Origin of the sequence: Orlajensenia leifsoniae (assembly GCF_004570845.1) — a bacterium.
GTDB classification, from domain to species: Bacteria; Actinomycetota; Actinomycetes; order Actinomycetales; family Microbacteriaceae; genus Orlajensenia; species Orlajensenia leifsoniae.
This window is the reverse complement of the sequence record NZ_SPQZ01000001.1, coordinates 331,369-347,401: the sequence shown is the minus strand read 5'-3', so window position 1 is coordinate 347,401 and position 16,033 is coordinate 331,369. Positions and strand designations below refer to the sequence as shown.

At 67.6% G+C, this 16,033-nt stretch carries 12 protein-coding genes and 1 tRNA gene; 10 read left to right on the top strand and 3 right to left on the bottom strand.

Annotated elements, in window-relative coordinates; all coding sequences use genetic code 11:
• Positions 1 to 76 precede the first annotated feature (76 nt).
• A complete protein-coding gene (gene serC / locus E4M00_RS01715) occupies positions 77 to 1,195 on the bottom strand; it encodes a phosphoserine transaminase (protein ID WP_135118834.1) in 1,119 nt (372 codons plus the stop codon).
• Positions 1,196 to 1,294: 99 nt separating this feature from the next.
• On the opposite strand from serC, the gene E4M00_RS01710 reads away from it, so the two are divergent.
• From E4M00_RS01710 to E4M00_RS01690, 5 genes are all read left to right on the top strand, one after another.
• Positions 1,295 to 1,987, top strand: a complete 693-nt coding sequence (locus E4M00_RS01710; protein WP_056166138.1) for an iron-dependent transcriptional repressor DtxR — start codon at positions 1,295 to 1,297, stop codon at positions 1,985 to 1,987.
• Positions 1,988 to 2,328: 341 nt separating this feature from the next.
• Positions 2,329 to 3,030 carry a C40 family peptidase gene (locus E4M00_RS17935; RefSeq protein WP_240036779.1) on the top strand — a complete coding sequence of 234 codons (702 nt, stop codon included), beginning with the start codon at positions 2,329 to 2,331 and terminating at the stop codon, positions 3,028 to 3,030.
• A 398-nt stretch (positions 3,031 to 3,428) separates the two neighbouring features.
• Positions 3,429 to 3,926 carry an HNH endonuclease gene (locus tag E4M00_RS01700; RefSeq protein WP_055820881.1) on the top strand — a complete coding sequence of 166 codons (498 nt, stop codon included), beginning with the start codon at positions 3,429 to 3,431 and terminating at the stop codon, positions 3,924 to 3,926.
• Positions 3,927 to 4,148: 222 nt separating this feature from the next.
• Positions 4,149 to 5,321: a CHAP domain-containing protein gene (locus E4M00_RS01695; RefSeq protein ID WP_135118833.1), complete on the top strand. Its 1,173-nt coding sequence runs from the start codon at positions 4,149 to 4,151 to the stop codon at positions 5,319 to 5,321.
• Between the two features lie 288 nt (positions 5,322 to 5,609).
• Positions 5,610 to 6,434, top strand: a complete 825-nt coding sequence (locus E4M00_RS01690; RefSeq protein ID WP_135118832.1) for a hypothetical protein — start codon at positions 5,610 to 5,612, stop codon at positions 6,432 to 6,434.
• Here the strand turns inward: E4M00_RS01690 and E4M00_RS01685 are convergent.
• Positions 6,431 to 6,715 carry a GlsB/YeaQ/YmgE family stress response membrane protein gene (locus E4M00_RS01685; protein ID WP_056166146.1) on the bottom strand — a complete coding sequence of 95 codons (285 nt, stop codon included), beginning with the start codon at positions 6,713 to 6,715 and terminating at the stop codon, positions 6,431 to 6,433. The two genes, E4M00_RS01690 and E4M00_RS01685, sit on opposite strands and share 4 nt — an antisense overlap.
• Positions 6,716 to 6,856: 141 nt before the next feature.
• Here E4M00_RS01685 and E4M00_RS01680 point away from each other — a divergent pair, with 141 nt between their 5' ends.
• Positions 6,857 to 7,525, top strand: a complete 669-nt coding sequence (locus E4M00_RS01680; protein ID WP_135118831.1) for a response regulator transcription factor — start codon at positions 6,857 to 6,859, stop codon at positions 7,523 to 7,525.
• Positions 7,526 to 7,590: 65 nt separating this feature from the next.
• Here the strand turns inward: E4M00_RS01680 and E4M00_RS01675 are convergent, their stop codons facing one another.
• The gene (locus tag E4M00_RS01675) at positions 7,591 to 7,872 is read right to left on the bottom strand and encodes a hypothetical protein (RefSeq protein WP_135118830.1); all 282 of its coding nucleotides are present in this window, start codon (positions 7,870 to 7,872) and stop codon (positions 7,591 to 7,593) included.
• A 276-nt stretch (positions 7,873 to 8,148) separates the two neighbouring features.
• Here E4M00_RS01675 and E4M00_RS01670 point away from each other — a divergent pair, with 276 nt between their 5' ends.
• The 4 genes from E4M00_RS01670 (at position 8,149) to E4M00_RS01655 (ending at position 15,864) form a co-directional block, all read left to right on the top strand.
• The gene (locus E4M00_RS01670; RefSeq protein WP_240036777.1) at positions 8,149 to 8,865 is read left to right on the top strand and encodes a hypothetical protein; all 717 of its coding nucleotides are present in this window, start codon (positions 8,149 to 8,151) and stop codon (positions 8,863 to 8,865) included.
• A 7-nt stretch (positions 8,866 to 8,872) separates the two neighbouring features.
• Positions 8,873 to 9,259, top strand: coding sequence for a PRC-barrel domain-containing protein (locus E4M00_RS01665; RefSeq protein WP_135118829.1), 387 nt, complete (start codon positions 8,873 to 8,875; stop codon positions 9,257 to 9,259).
• Between the two features lie 456 nt (positions 9,260 to 9,715).
• Positions 9,716 to 9,787: transfer RNA gene (locus E4M00_RS01660), tRNA-Arg, on the top strand.
• Between the two features lie 944 nt (positions 9,788 to 10,731).
• Positions 10,732 to 15,864, top strand: a complete 5,133-nt coding sequence (locus E4M00_RS01655; RefSeq protein ID WP_135118828.1) for a glycoside hydrolase family 2 TIM barrel-domain containing protein — start codon at positions 10,732 to 10,734, stop codon at positions 15,862 to 15,864.
• Positions 15,865 to 16,033: the final 169 nt, after the last annotated feature.

Here is a 16,033-nt window from a genome sequence, read left to right as displayed (position 1 = left end):
GCGCAGGGCCCTCGGCTTCGGCGGCGACTGCGTCGCTGCCTCTGCCAACGGGCTCGCTGCGACCGATCGGTCGTGATCAGCGGGCCGTGTTCTCCACCACGTACTCGATCGACGACACCAAAGCGCGCACGTCGTCGGGCTCGATGGCCGCGAAGGTCGCGAAGCGCAGCTGGTTGCGGCCGAGCTTGCGGTAGGGCTCCGTGTCGACGATGCCGTTGGCGCGCAGCGTCTTGGCGATGGCGGCGGCGTCGATCCCGTCGACGAAGTCGACGGTGACGACGACCTGCGACCTGTGGGCGGCATCCGTCACGAAAGGCGTCGCGTAGTCGACGCGCTCGGCCCACTCGTAGAGCACGTCGGACGACTCCCGGGTGCGCGCCGACGTCCAGGCGAGTCCGCCGTTGCCGTTCATCCACTCGAGCTGGTTCTCGAGCAGCAGCAGTGTCGCGAGCGCAGGAGTGTTGAGCGTCTGGTTGAGGCGCGAGTTGTCGACGGCGTTCTTCAGCGACAGGAACTCGGGGATGTAGCGGTCGGATGCCGCGATGCGATCGATGCGCTCGAGGGCCGCGGGGGAGAGGAGCGCCAGCCAGAGGCCTCCGTCCGAGGCGAAGTTCTTCTGTGGAGCGAAGTAATAGGCGTCGACCTGCGACGCGTCGAAGTCGATGCCCCCGGCGGCACTGGTCGCGTCGATCACGGTGAGGGCGCCGGCATCGCCGTTCACGCGCTCGATCGGAGCCGAGACGCCGGTCGAGGTCTCGTTGTGGGTCCAGGCGTAGACGTCGACACCGGCAACGGCCTCAGCATGGGTGCGCGACCCTGCGGGGGAGGTGCGCACGTCGGGGGCCTGCAGCCACGGAGTCTTCGCGGCGGCCGCGAACTTGCCGCCGAACTCGCCGAAGACGAGGTTCTGGCTGCGGTTCTCGATGAGACCGAAGGCGGCGGCGTCCCAGAAGGCGCTCGATCCGCCGTTGCCGAGCACGACCTCGTAGCCGTCGGGCGCCCGGAACAGCTCGGAGACGCCGGAGCGCACGCGGCCCACGAGATCCTTCACCGGAGCCTGGCGGTGAGAGGTGCCGAGGATGGCGGCGCCGGCCGAGACGAGGTACTCGAGCTGCTCGGCGCGCACCTTCGACGGGCCGCACCCGAAGCGACCGTCGGCGGGCAGGAGTGACGTGGGGATGGTCAGCTGGGGCATGCGTAGATTCTAGATGGAGCCTCCAGCGAGTGACGGCGAGTGACGCCGGCGGACGGGTAGGCTTACCGGGTACGTGCCAAGGCGACAGGGGAGGCGTGAGTGACGGACCTCATCGACACGACGGAGATGTATCTCCGCACCATCCTCGATCTCGAGGAGGAGAACATCGTTCCCCTTCGGGCTCGCATCTCCGAGCGTCTTGGGCACTCCGGACCGACGGTCTCGCAGACCATCGCCCGCATGGAGCGCGACGGTCTCGTGGTCGTCTCGGGAGACCGGCACCTCGAGCTGACGGATGCCGGACGCCTGAAGGCCGTGCACGTCATGCGCAAGCACCGCCTGGCCGAGCGCCTCCTCTCCGACGTGATCGGACTCGAGTGGGAGTTCGTGCACGAGGAGGCATGCCGCTGGGAGCATGTGATGAGCGAGCAGGTGGAGCGGAAGCTCCTCGAGATTCTCGATCACCCCACCGAGTCGCCCTACGGCAACCCGATCCCGGGACTGGAAGAGCTGGGCGAGCCGGCATCGACCCCCTTCATGACCGGTGTCGTGAACATCGTGGCGCTGGTCGCCGAGGGGGGAACCGCCGTGCCCGGCCGCATCCGTCGCCTCGCAGAGCCCGTGCAGTTCGACCCCGAACTCCTCGCGCAGCTCAAGCAGTTCGGCATCCTTCCCGGTGCCCAGGCGTCGTTCTCGAACGCCGGCTCATACGTGCGCATCGAGGTCGACGGCGTCGACGGGGGCCTCGAGCTGCCCAACGAATCAGCCGGCCACATCTTCGTCGAGGCCTGATCCGGTCGTCCTCCCCAGACTGAGAAACCGCTCTCAAAGGCGGCCTGTCGGGAAAGAGGATGTGACATAACCGCGACCTTGGGCTAGCGTCGAGGAGTCCCACAGACCATCCCCCCTGGTCGAAGGACTCGGAACAAGACGCCTCCCATCCCGTCTCTTGACCTTCCGATACGCACGCGATACCCGCAGTGGACGGACCAGCCCCAGGGCTGTCGGAGGCGCCGGAGGTGACTTTGGCCCAGCTACACACACGTCGTGACCCACGAGACAATTCCAGAACGATCGAGGCTGTACCCGGCGCTGCGATCGCGAAGCCCAAGCCCCGCGCCAAGCGCCGTGGCGTGGCTTCGAACCTCACCGTTATGGCCGTCGCCGTCGGCCTCGTGGCCACCGTCGCGCTTCCCGCGTACGCCAGCGCGCCCGGCGTCGGCGACCAGGCGTTCGCCGAGTCCGACGTCAACCGCGCCATGAAGGCGGGTGAGCAGGAGGTGACCGTCGACAAGCAGGCCGCCACCATCACCGTCGCGCGCGACGGCTACGACGCCACGACCAAGGCCTCCATCGACGCCGCTGCCGCTGCCGCCGCTGCGGCCGCAGCCGCTCAGGCCGCAGCCACCGCCGCCAGCGAGATGACCGCATACAGTGCGGCCTTCTCCGGTCCCACCGTGGGCGACCTGCTCGCCAGCCCGCCGTTCCCCGGCGGCTTCGACCTCGCCGCCGTCTACAACGTGGCGCTGCAGTACCAGGGCGTTCCCTACGTCTACGGCGGCAACACCCCGGCCGGCTTCGACTGCTCGGGCTACGTGCAGTACGTCTTCGCCCAGTTCGGCGTCAGCCTCCCGCACTCCTCGTCGGGCCAGGGCGCCATGGGCACCCCCATCTCCCTCGCCGACGCCCAGCCCGGTGACCTCGTGATCATGGACGGCCACGACGGCTTCTACGCCGGCAACGGCAACATCCTGCACGCTCCCTACGAGGGCGCGTCCGTGCGGGTGCAGCCCATCTGGACCGGCGACTACACGATCGTTCGCCTCGGCATCTGAGCGGCATCCGTCGACGAAGCGCTGCGGGATCCGTCTGCGGCATCCGGCGGCATCCGGGAATCGCACAGCGGCGTGAACGATCTGTGACGAACGGATGACGTCACGCGCGCGCGGCGTGCCTGATGGTGAGTGTTCCTCCGGTGTGGTTTAGCCTGAAGCTCTGACAAACGAGTTCTCGGGAGAGTCGATGCACGAGCAGAGCAGCATCCGCACCATGGATGACCGCTGTGCGTTCGTGCGCCGGCATTCGAGTCGCACGCAACACCGCATTCGTGTGGTTGGTAGGGCACTGTCTTCGTGACGGTGCCCTTTTCTGTTCGCCCTCGCTCCTGAAGACCCGCTCGTCTGGGTAGTTCGAATGGCTGGAAGCCGTCCAGCCTCATTCGAGAGGGAGAGACATGCGCACACTGGTCCTCAACGCCGGCTACGAGCCGCTGGCCGTCATCTCGTTCAAACGAGCGCTCATCCTGGTGATGAACGGCAAGGCCGTCCTGCTGCAGTACGACGCCGATCACCCTGTGTGGGGGCAGTCGGGTTCCTGGGATCGCCCGTCGGTCATCCTGCTGACGCGCTACGTGCGTATTCCCTACGCCCGCGACGTGCCGGTGAGCCGCCGCGGCGTGCTGCGACGCGACAATCACCGCTGCGGATACTGCGGGAAGTCGGCCGCGACGATCGACCACGTGCTGCCCCGCTCGCGCGGCGGCCGCGACTCGTGGGAGAACCTCGTGGCGTGCTGCGTGCGCTGCAACAACGTGAAGGCTGACCGCACCCCGAACGAGATGGGCTGGCACCTGCGCATCACGCCGACGATGCCGCAGGGCACGGCGTGGCTGGTGCGCGGCTTCGAGCGCTCCGAGCCGCAGTGGGACGAGTTCCTGACGCTGGCCGCGTGAGGCGTGCGGCGCGGCATCCGTCGGATGGCGTCGGGCGGCGCGTCCGTCGGCATGAGAGCCCTCTCAGGCGCACCGGAACGCCTACCCGTTTCGCACCGTGACAACCTCGGGGCTATCACGTAGTCTGGGGCAGGTCGCGCCGCGGGAGCTCCCCCTCTCCGCCGGGCGACGTGCCCCCATGTACGACGACGTGGTGCCCACCAGCACCTCGGAGGACGATCTGTGACTGAATCCGGCAACCCCGACCGACTCGCACCTGAGTCGGCACCGGAGACCACCGGAACAGGTCTACCCGCCGAGCTCCCCACGCGTCGTTCGCTCCGCGCCCAGCGCGACGGGTCGCAGGCGACCACCACTGGATCCGTTCCGGCCCAGCAGTGGCCGACGCCGGGCGCCGTCGTCGGCCGCGATGAGCGAGCGGATGCCGCCGAGCCGCGCACAGCCCCGATCATCGTCGGGCCGCCAGCCGCGTCTCCTGCCGCATCTCCTGCCGCATCGCCAGCGCCCGCTGGCGCATCGGCCGCGCCCGAGGTTGCTGCCACTGCGGTGGAGCCCGTCGCAATACCGACCGTGCGCGCCTCGGTCTCGCCCTCGGCCGCTCGAGCCGCGGCATCCGGAGCGGGAGCCCCTCCGCGAGGACCCGCCTCGACGTCGAAGCCCACCCGCCGACGCAAGAACCCGTTCGGCGCGATCGTGGCCCTCGTCGTCGTTCCCGGTCTGTTCCTCACCGTTGCCCTGCCCGCCTACGCCTTCGCGCCGACGAGCGGATCGGAGTACTCCGAGTCCGGGACGCACGAACTCGCGGTCGCCTCGGCCCAAGAGGTCGACGTCTCGAGTTCCGCCGCGAAGATCACCGTCGCGCGCGACGGCTACACCGCCGTGAGCGGCGAGGAGATCCGCCGGCAGACCGCCGAGGCAGAGGCTGCCGCCCGCGCCCAGGCCGCGGCGGAGCTCGCGGCGCAGGTCGGAACGTACTCCGTACCGGCGCAGCGCCAGGAGGGCGACGACTACCCGTGGCCCGGCGGACCCGTCGGCGTGCTCTCACCCCTCAACTACGAGTACCGCGAGTGCGTCGACTTCGTCGCCTGGCGCCTCAACCGCGACGCCGGTGCGACCGGACCGTTCCGCTGGGTCTGGTCGAACCTCACGCCCGGCGGCGGCAGCGCGTGGAACTGGGCCAACGCCTGGTACGCGAACGGCTGGCAGGTCAGCCACGACCCGATCGTCGGATCCGTCGCCTGGTTCACCGGCAACCACGTGGCCTACGTGCAGTCCGTCAACGGTGACGGCACCGTGACGATCGAGGAGTACAACCAGAACTCCGATCACAACTACCACCGCCGCACCATCGGTGTCGGCGATGCGGCGCTGTACCTCTACCCGCCGCCGGCGTAGTCCAGAGGCATCCGCCGACTCCCGAACTGGCGGGGCGGATTGGCGCTGGGGCGTCTGGCGTGCGTGGCAGCATGGCATGACGCCACGAGCCTGAGGACCGCCAGTGACCACGATCGACGACCCCGGGTCCGACCTTCTCCCGACACCCGATGCGGATGCCGCAGCTCCCGTCGCTGCGGATGATCTCGCTGCGGATGCCGGTGCTGAGACCAGTGCCGAGTCCGGTGCCGGTGCCGAAATCTCTCCCGATGCCGATGGAGTCCCGAAGCGTCCGAGTCGCCGGCGGCTGTGGATCAGCCTGGTCGCCGGTCTGCTGACGGCAAGAAGCTCATCAAGCGCCTCATCGCCGACGATCGTAAGGTCGCGTCGGCCGGCAAGGACACGATGACGGCCGTCGCGGCCAGCGCCCCGACCGTGATCGGCGGCTACGCCTCGGCGCGGAACACGGCGCGCGATGCGCTGAATCGCTCCGCTGAACGACTCGGCTGGACGGAGTGGCCGGCAGCCGAGACCGAACTCGCCAGCTACGTCACAGCGGTGGGCGAACTGAAGTCGAGCCAGGACGCCGAGCTGGCCGAGAAGTCGGGCTCCCTCCTCGATACGCGCCTCGCCGCGGAGGAGTACGCGCGGTCGATCGCGGGTGGCGTCATGCTCGATTTCGACTGGGCCGACATCGTGATCGGCTACGGCTGGGGCGACAGCATGGCGGGCACAGCGGAGGGCACCTGGTACTCACCGAGTGAGGTGTACTCGATGATCACCCTCACCAACACCGTCGCGTCGCTCTGGAACAACGGGTCCGGATGGTCGCAGGCTCTCGTGGCGCACGAGGTAGGCCATGCAATCCACCCGAAGTGCTTCGACGTCTACCCGAACGATGCCGCCACCGAGGAACAGTGGGCGACGGCGTGGTCGATCAGCATGGGGCCACACCGGCGATGCGACCGGTGTGCAGGCATACGGCTATCCCGACGACTCCATCATCGAGGCGGCCGGTCGCTGCCGCTGACGGCTGCGGAACGCACGACGCGCCCGACTCCGAAGAGTCGAGCGCGTCGCCGCTGGATCAGCGAGGGTTCGGGTGATTCGCCTGCCCTCGCGACCAGCGCTTAGGAGCGGCGAGCGGTGCTGCGGCCGCCGGCGAAGCGCACGTAGAGGAACAGCACGATGATCGCGCCGATGATGGAGCCGATGATGCCGGCGGGCTGGAAGAAGCCGTCCATCGGGTCGTGCTGGAAGATCAGGAATCCGAGGAATCCGCCGACGAACGAGCCGACGATGCCAACGAGGATCGTCATGAGGATGCCGATGTTCTGCTTGCCGGGAATCACAGCGCGAGCGATGAAGCCCGCGATGAGGCCGATGACGATGAGGCTGATGATGAGACCGAGCATGAATGTTCTCCTTCTGGGTGCAGAGCGGGGTGCGGCCTGGTGTGCACCGGGTTCAGCGCGGGCCGCCGCTCGGCAATAATACGGAGTCAACCACCCCTGCGGGTGTGGCTGTACACCCCTGGGGGTGGAATGATATGGGGTATGTCCTCGTCGTCCACTCGGCCAGTCACCGTCGCCCTCGTCGACGATTACGACGTGGTGCTGAAGGGGCTGGCGCACCTGTTCGACGACTATCGCGACCGAGTCGTCGTCGCCGAGATCGACGCCAACGCCGCCATGGAGGACTACGTCGACGTCGTGCTCTACGACTCGTTCGCGCAGCCGGAGTCCGATCAGAGCGAGATCGCGGGGCTCATGCGCAATCCGCGTGCCCGTCACGTCGTGGTCTACACCTGGAACTTCCAACCCGATCTCATCGAGGAGGCCCGCCGACTCGGCGTGCACGGCTACCTGTCGAAGACGCTGACGGCGGCAGCTCTCGTCGCCGCCATCGAGGCGGTGAACGCGGGGGAGATCGTGATCAGCGAGCAGAACCGTCGAGCGCCGAGCGCCCCGGGCCTGGACTGGCCCGGGAAGCGGGAGGGGATCACCGATCGCGAGTCGGAGATCCTCGCGCTCATCACCCAGGGCAAGAGCAACGCGGAGGTCGCGCGACTCACCTACCTCAGCCCCAACACCGTCAAGTCCTACATCCGCTCCGTCTATCGCAAGATCGGGGCGACGAGCCGCACGCAGGCCGTGCTCTACGGAGTGAGCCACGGGTTCGCCCCCGACACCCACCGGATCGAGCACTGGCTGGGAGGTCCGTGACTCAGCTGACGGATGCCGTCAGTCGATGCATCCGGAGTCACCGCATCCGGAGTCGGATTCTCGTCTCAGAGGATCTCGCCCAGAGCGCCGTCGAGTGTGCGGTGCAACACCGGTAGCGCGACGGTGAACTGATCCGCACGCACGGCTCCGTGCTCGTGCTCGGAGTACGGAGTGATGTATCCGAGCACGACATCGCCCTCCACGACCTCCAGCTCGGCGCCGTACCCGGGGGTGCCGTTTCGGCGTGCGTCGCTGCGCCTCAGGATGAGGTCGTGTTCTCCGAACGTCACGGCGAGCGGTTCGTGCTGCACGCCGGCGATGAACTCCTCGGTGAGCCAGGTCGTCATGCTGGCATCCTACGGCGGGGTGTCGAATGGCGCCCCGGGGCTTCTGCTGCCGCCGCGTGTCCGCAGAGTGTAGACCCCGCGGCGGCACCAGTCGACCCGGGCCTGTCAATCCGAAAAGGATGGCTGACTTAGGGAGGGCCGCTCGCTGAGCGGTGCGCTCTCCGACGAAGGGCGAACGCCCCCAACCGGCGTCACAGCAACGACACACCACGCCTCACCACGACAGGATCCAGGACGATGACGAACCGTGAACAAGCCGATGATGGTCGGCCCCAGATGACTCCGCCCCAGACGACACCAGCCCAGACGGTGCCGGCCCAGACGACACCGGCCCAGACGGTACCGGTCCAGACGGAAACCGCCCAGACGGCACAGTCTCAGACGAACCCACCCACGGCAGCCCCGTCGGGGTCGGTGCCGGTGGAGGACCGCGGCACGCTCCGCGAGGAGGTCGTCAACCGCGAGCGCGAGAGGTTCGGCGGCATCAAGTTCGGTTCGGCCTTCTTCGGATGGCTCACCGCGACAGGCACCGCCGTCATCCTGACCGCCCTCGTCGCGGCGACAGGCGCTGCGGTCGGCCTCGGCACCACAGACGGGCAGGCATCCATCGACGAGGATGAAGCCGCGACGATCGGCATCGTCGGGGCCATCGCGCTCGTCGTCGTGCTCCTGGTCTCGTACTACTGCGGCGGATACGTCGCCGGACGCATGGCCCGGTTCGACGGCGTGAAGCAGGGCCTCGCCGTGTGGCTCTGGGCTGTCGTGATCGCCGTCGTCGTGGCCATCGTCGGCGCCATCGCCGGGAGCCAGTTCAACATCCTGGCGAACGTCAACAGCTTCCCCCGCATCCCACTCAACGAGGGCGATGTCACCTTCGGCGGCGTGATCACCGCTGTCGCGCTGGCGCTCGCCAGCCTCGGCGGCGCCCTGCTCGGTGGGGCGGCCGGCATGCGATTCCATCGTAAGGTCGACCGCGCCGGCCTGGGTCGGTGACGGGCTGATGCTGCCGTCGAATAACATCCAGAGCATCGTCGGCGCCACGCTCTTCGGCACCGATGATGACAAGATCGGGCGGATCGCCCACGTTCTCGTGGATGCCGCAGACGGGCATCCGACCTGGGCGGTGGTGAACGTGGGAACGCTTACCCGCCATTCCACGTTCGTGCCCTTGAACGATGCGACCTGGGAGAACGACGACGTCTCCGTTCCCTTCAGCAAGGATGTGGTCAAGCACGCTCCTCGGATCGAATCCGACGGCGGACTCGATCCGGCTCAGGAGCAGGAGCTCGTGAGCTACTACTCGACAGGCTCGCCGACCGACACCTCCGGGGCGGCCCCGGAGGGCGCTCCCGACACGAGCCTCGGTCGGCACGAGGAGCCGCGCTGACGCCATGAAGGTCTGTCGAGAGCATGGTATCCGCGTCACCCCGGCGCTCAAACCGTCCCGGGCGACACGGATGGGTGTGCCCGGCCCCGATCTGGTGCCCGTCGGCTACCTCTGCCCGTTCAGCCCATCGCGCGTGCTCCGTGAGGACGAAGTCGTCGATCCTGACGCGTAGCGCTCGGACTGTAACGGTTCCTGATCAAGTTGAATCGCGTAGTGAGCCGAAGCGTCTCGAGACAGCTCGGACCATGTGATCGGCTGTCAAGCCCCGTGGGGCACTGGGCGGATCACCGTAGTCTCAATACGTGCCGAACCCGAATCGGCGTAGTGCCACAGGTGCGGGGCCATGGACAGAGTCCAGCGGCCCTGCACCTGCGTCAGGCCTCGAGATGCCGGCGTGACTTCTGCAGGCAGGCGCAGTCGGCGCATCCGCTCGGACCAGATAAACTCGTGCAGTCAGCCTCTGTAGCTCAATGGAAGAGCAGTTCCGTCCTAAGGAAAGGGTTGGGGGTTCGAGTCCCTCCAGGGGCACCGTGCGTCGGCGGTTTGACAAGTCTCACGAGAATCCGGACTTGTCTCAGTTTCGCCGGACTCCCAAGAGTCGTGGGGCATCGCGATATTCGCTTCTACCGGTCTTTTCTCTGAAGGTCGCTGTGAGAGCCATACTCTCGTAAGTTAAGGGTGGGCAGTAGCAGAGGTTCAACGGGCACCTTTCACCGTCACGCGTAGTGTCACGGTGCATCCGATTCTGGACTTTCCGCAGGTGCGCTGGACCAGTTCGTCTGCGAACGACTGATCCGCGCTGCCGACGAGACGCACGACTTCGTTTCGTAGGCAGGCCCGTCGCAGGTGATCGGCAAGGCCGTGCCGACGGAGGACAGCGACCGGAACTCCTAGTTCTTCGTGTGAGCCCCGAGCGCAACCCTCACCGGTTCGAATATCGGGCCGCAGGTCACACCACGCATCGTCGGATCGCTGCCCGAACCATTCGTGCGCGGTGCTGGCCGTATCCCAGCACCGTCCGGGCCGCGCGGGCATGGACTCGGACTCGCCATTGTGAACAGCATCGCGCTGACACCACCAGCCCGGCCGACGCAGGTAGATCGCACGCGTGAGTCGGAGCTCTGCGCCCGCTCGCGGGCCACGCTCGGCAAGCGAGTCGGCCGACCACCGGCGGTGAGCGGGGACACGGGCCAGGGATGCGTTGTTCGCCGAGACCGTCTGCATTGGGCGCTGGACTTTGTGGACCCGACCAATTCGACTGTTGCACATCCCGCGTCGGCTCCGCCTGGCCGTCGCGCGGCGCACCGAATCGGACCCGAAGAGCATTCAGTATGCATAACGTGCACGGAGCTTGGTTAATGCGTTGCTTATGTGCACAGAGTGGGCTAACGTCGGGGCTGTTCAGATGCAGTTCAAAGGAGAACTCCGTGCGTCCAGGCCTGTCCGTCCGTGCTATTTCCCTTGCCGCGTCCGTGGCGGTCCTGCTCCCTCTGGGCGCCGTCAGCGCCGCAGGGGCAGCTGAGGAGCCAGGCGCGGTCGGGCCCGGGGCCTTCTACCTCGAGGACTTCGCCGACGGTCTCGCGGACTGGACGGCCATCACAGCGACCACTCCCGAATGGTCAACGACCGGCGGGACCATCGGGATCGACACCAGGGGCCAGACATCGGGCCGCTACATCCGACCGACGGCTGCGCTTGCTCTGCCTTCCGCCTATGAGCTGCGCACCTCTGTCAAGATCGACGCGGTCGACGCTCAGGGCACCGTGACCCTCATGCTCGACATGCGCGACCTAAGCAACTGGAAGAGCACGGGCATCAGCCCGCAGTTCACCGGCTTCGACAGCGCAGGGCGCGGCAAGTTCCAGATCTCCAAGCCGGTCGCGGGTGCGTATCTTTGCCAAGGCATCTCCCCAGTGGGCCAGGGGCAATGGGTCGACCTCCTGGTTCGCCGTGCCGGTGGGATCACCGCCGTCTTTGCGGACGGCCAGCTGATCGGAGCTGTGGACTCTCCGACCGCCGGAGGAACCATCGGGTTCGGCTCCTACAAGAGCAAGGTGAGCTTCGGCTCCATCTCGATCGATCCCGTCACCACGACACCTGCCGATCAGCCCGCCACGGCGGCGGGATGCCCCTGGGTCGCCCCCGTGGATCCGCCGGATCCGGTCGACCCCGCGCCCGGTGACGGGGAGGTCTCGGGCACGGGCCAGTGGACGCCCGCGACCGCCGCGGCGTCCGACCGTCCCGGCCACGAGGTCACCGGCGGCCAGTCGTCGATCTCTCTGGACGGCCCCTGGAAGTTCATCACCGACAAGGACGAGGTGGGCCAGGCCGCTGGCTTCGCACTTCCGGAGACGCCCATCGACGGCTGGCGCACTCAGCAGGTACCCGGCAACTGGGACCTGCACGACGACCTGGGTACCTATCAGGGCGCGGCCTGGTACCGCCGTACCTTCGAGACTGGAAACCTGAGCGCCGCCGCGGGCGAGCGCGCCTGGCTCACCTTCGGCGCCGTCTACAACGACGCAACCGTCTGGCTGAATGGCGTCAAGCTCGGTTCCCACAAGGGCGGCTACACGCCGTTCCGCTTCGACGTGACCAAGCATCTCGTCGACGGAGAGAACACCCTCGTTGTACTCGCCGACAACTCGTTCCAGCAGGGAGCCTGGTGGTCGTGGGGCGGCATCTCGCGCTCCGTCGACCTGGTTAAGACCGGTGAGGTGACGGTGAACCGGCAGCAGATCGTCGCCAAGCCCGACCTCACGGCAGGCACCGCCCGCGTCGAGTCGACCGTATTCCTGGACAACGCCGCCGGCGAGGACCGCACGGTGTCTGTCTCTGGAACGATCATCGATGCGAGCACCGGGGCCGTCGTCATCGACGGCCTGCACGCCAACGTGGCGGTGCCGGCGGGTGGCTCGGCCGAGGCCGTCCTCGCCGCAGATCTGGCACCGGGGTCATTCGCGCTCTGGAACATGGACGACCCGAATCTCTACCGCCTCGATCTTGCCCTCGACTCGCCGTCCGACGCTGACGACGCGACGCAGAGTGACCGCTTCGGCATTCGCGAGTTCCGCATGGACGGTACCAAGATGCTCCTCAACGGCGAGATCCTGAAGCTGGCAGGCGGGAACCGCGTCTCCGACGACCCGGTCAATGGGAACGTCGAGCCCACCTGGGTCGTTCGCCGCGATCTCGACCGGATGAAGGCATCCGGAATGAACATCACCCGCATCATGCACTACGCGCAGTCGCCGGAACTGCTCGACTACGCCGACGAGATCGGCATGATCCTCATCGACGAGGTGCCGGTCTGGGGGACGTCGCGCAACCTGACGAACGACATCGACCAGATCAAGCATGAATTCCGCGAGATGGTGGAGCGGGACTTCAACCACGCCAGCACCTTCGCGCATTCCGTCGCCAACGAGATCGAGTCGAATACGGCGCAGGGTCGCGTGTACCTGAAGGCCATGGCCGACTACTCGCACCTGATCGATCCCAGCCGGTTCGTCACCCACGCCAACAACAAGGTCGAGCGCGCGGAGACGGCCACGGCTGCACAGGACGGAGCCATCTACATGGACTTCGTGAGCATCAACCTGTACGGCAACTACGGCGGAGGTCCCGACAAGGTGCACGGCTTCTACCCCACGAAGCCGATCTTCATCTCCGAATACAGCCCAGACGGCTTCTCCTTCCCGATCAACCGGGAATGGCTGGACTTCGCGACGGGCACCGACAGCACCGCGGCGAACTTCAAGACCCGCGACTTCGTGTTCGGCTGGTCGCAGTGGACGTACAACGACTACCGCAGCGATTACAGCGGATCGAGCGAGAACCTGGTGCGCGGCTGGGGGAACGGCGACGTCTGGGGTCGCCTCAAGGCAGCATACGACGAGGTGCAGGTGGCGAACGCGCCCGTCGCGTCGTTCTCCCTCGCCGACGTCGCGGTAGCTTCAGGCGGCGGATTGGGGGTGGTCTCGATCACCCCCTCCGGCGCAGTTCCCACTGCGGGCCCGTCTAATGTGCTGCGCGACTACCGGGTGAGCCTGCAGGCGTTCGATGCGAGCGGTGCCGTCGTCGGAGGCACGATGATCGGCCTGCCTGAGATCGCACCGGGTGCCGCTGCGTTCGACGTTCCCGTGGCGTGGGCTGCGAGCGCGAAGGCCACCAGGCTCCGCGCGACGCTGCTGTCGGTGACCGGCTACGAGGTGGCGGTGTCGACGACGGATGCGGCGAAGCCGAGCGCACCTGAGATCCGCGACGTGGTTGCCGCGAGTGGCACCCTTCGGGTGCGGTTCCAGGATGCGGCCGGCATCGGCTCGTACAAGGTCGTCGCCACCGCGCCGGACGGTTCCACCAAGTCCGTCACGACGCGTGAACTGTTCGCCGATCTGGCCGGGCTATCGAACGGGACCGAGTACACCGTCACGGTGTCGGCGGTCGGATCCTCCGGGCCCGGCGCGAGCGACTCGGCGAAGGGAACTCCGACCGGCTCGCTCACCGTTCCCCCCAAGGTCGTGAACCTCGAACCGATCGAGGGCGGGCTGGTGCTCGGATACTCCAGCGCGACCCGCGACGGAACTTTCGAGGTTCACGTCACCGACGCCGCGACCGGCGAGGATGTCACCTCGTACACGACCAAGAACCGACCCGGCACACGCATCGAGAACCTCGAGCCCGGTGTGGCGGTCGATGTACGCATCCGCGAGGTGACGGCGGCAGGCGCGGCAGTCTCCGCCTGGAGTGAGGCGTTGCGTGGAACTCCGCTCGCATCCGCCGGCACACCGGTCCTCGATGTGCACGGCCTGATCGCCGGATCGAACACCGCTGGCATCGTCCTCACGCCATCGAACCGCACCGAGCGATACCACGTCACGGTGACGGGCGATGGCGTCGACGCCGGATACGACATCGAGCGCTCGGCGGTCGACCTCATCCCGATCGACGGCCTCAGCCCCCAGCGCGACTACACGGTCACCGTCACTGCGCAGGGCCCGGGCGGGTCCTCGGAAGCGTGGTCGGGAAGCGTCCGCACCCGGGCGGAGACACCCACCGGGGCAGCAACACTGCCGACCGGCGTGCGGCTGACCAACCGGGGCGACGACGCGTTCCTGGTGTGGGACGACTCCGGTGCGGACGGCTACGTCGTGACCGGCGAGAACTGCGGCGAGACCACGTCCACCACAGTGATCGGCACAGAGTTCGCCCTCGGCAAGCTCGGTCAGCATCCCGGCGACTATGCCGTCTCAGCGATCCTCGGCCGATCGGTATCGGATGCCTCGGCCTCGGTCACAGCGCCCGGCGAGCGATGCCCGATCGTGGTGTCGACTGCGGACAAGTCTCCACGCGCCGACGGATCGCTGCCATTCAGCACCACCGGCAGCTGGCTCGCGAGCGCGCTCATGGGACCGGGCGGTCACCCATCGGTGTACGCCGAAATCCCTAAGGCGCCCGGCGCATCCGCCACCTGGACAGCACCAGCGGTTCATGACGCCGAATACCGGGTGGAGGTGTCGCTGCCCGCGAGCACGACCAGCACGAAGGGCGCCACTTATGTGGTGAAGGCCGCCGACGGGGACAAGACGATTCCGGCAGATCAGGTGGCGAGCGGCGGCGCCTGGCTCGACCTGGGCGAGTTCTCCTTCGACGCGGCCCACCGGCCCACCGTGGTGGTGACCGGCCAGGACGGGTTCCTCCGGGCATCAGCTGTGCGGTTCACCGACACGAGTGTCGCCGACCTGCCGACCGCGCCTCGGCCGGTGTTCTCTGCGCAGCAGCTCGTGCCGGGCGACGCGATCACCGGAACCGGCACCACCGCCGGCGACGCGATCACGGTCACCTCGGCGGGAGGAACCGTGCTGGCCACCGCCACTGTCAGCGATGACCTGGTGTGGAAGGCGCGCAGCACGGCACCGTTCACGCCCGGCGTCTACACCGACGCAGTGGTGACCGAGACCGATGCGGCCGGCTGGGTCGGCATCGCGAAAGCCACCATCACCGTCATCATGGATGACGGCGCGAGCGCGGCGCCCGCCAGAGGCGTGCTCTCCTCCGACAACGGCTGGGACACCGGGCTGCAGGATGGCGACTTCCGCGTCACCGTGAACCTGTGGTGGGGCGAAAACGCCACCACCTTCCGCCTGTTCGAGAACGGCCAGCTCGTCGCGACGGTTCCGCTGACGGCGGCGACGCCCGGCGCGCAGTCGACGTCGGTGCAGATCTCCGGACTCCGCAACGGCGTCTATCAGTACACCGGGGAGCTGGTGAACTCGAAGGGGAGCACCTCGGTGCAGCCCGTCACGGTCACCGTCAGCGACGCCCTTCCGGCACGCCCGGCGCTCAGCTCGGACAACTGGGACGGCGACGGCGCCTACACCGTCACCTCCAACCTGTGGTGGGGCACCAACGCCATCTCGTACCGGTTCTTCGAGGACGGCGAACCCGTCGCGTCCGGCACGCTGACAGCAAGTACCCCCGCCCATCAAGTGGCCACCGTATCCGTCACTGGACGATCGGTCGGAGCCCACGTTTACGAGATCGAACTCACCAACTCGGCCGGCACCATCCGGAGCGGAGCCTTGACGGTGAGCGTTTCCCGCTGATCACCAACTCCATGACGGCCGCCGGTTGTGTCGGAATTGCGGGTAGTGAATCTCTCGTGGCCAGACCGATCGGTGCGGCGATTCCCCTGATCGCCATCGCCCCGCCGTCACGCCCGAGCATTCGACGCGACGGAGGCGATCCTCGAGGCGCTCGGCCCGGCTGACCTGT

What these genes read in the sequence shown, in the direction of transcription:
- serC (WP_135118834.1), bottom strand. Translation starts at nt 1,195, where the DNA reads ATGCCCCAGCTGACCATCCCCACGTCACTCCTGCCCGCCGACGGTCGC.
- E4M00_RS01700 (WP_055820881.1), top strand. Translation starts at nt 3,429, where the DNA reads ATGCGCACACTGGTCCTCAACGCCGGCTACGAGCCGCTGGCCGTCATC.
- E4M00_RS01685 (WP_056166146.1), bottom strand. Translation starts at nt 6,715, where the DNA reads ATGCTCGGTCTCATCATCAGCCTCATCGTCATCGGCCTCATCGCGGGC.
- E4M00_RS01680 (WP_135118831.1), top strand. Translation starts at nt 6,857, where the DNA reads ATGTCCTCGTCGTCCACTCGGCCAGTCACCGTCGCCCTCGTCGACGAT.
- E4M00_RS01675 (WP_135118830.1), bottom strand. Translation starts at nt 7,872, where the DNA reads ATGACGACCTGGCTCACCGAGGAGTTCATCGCCGGCGTGCAGCACGAA.
- E4M00_RS01670 (WP_240036777.1), top strand. Translation starts at nt 8,149, where the DNA reads ATGACTCCGCCCCAGACGACACCAGCCCAGACGGTGCCGGCCCAGACG.
- E4M00_RS01665 (WP_135118829.1), top strand. Translation starts at nt 8,873, where the DNA reads ATGCTGCCGTCGAATAACATCCAGAGCATCGTCGGCGCCACGCTCTTC.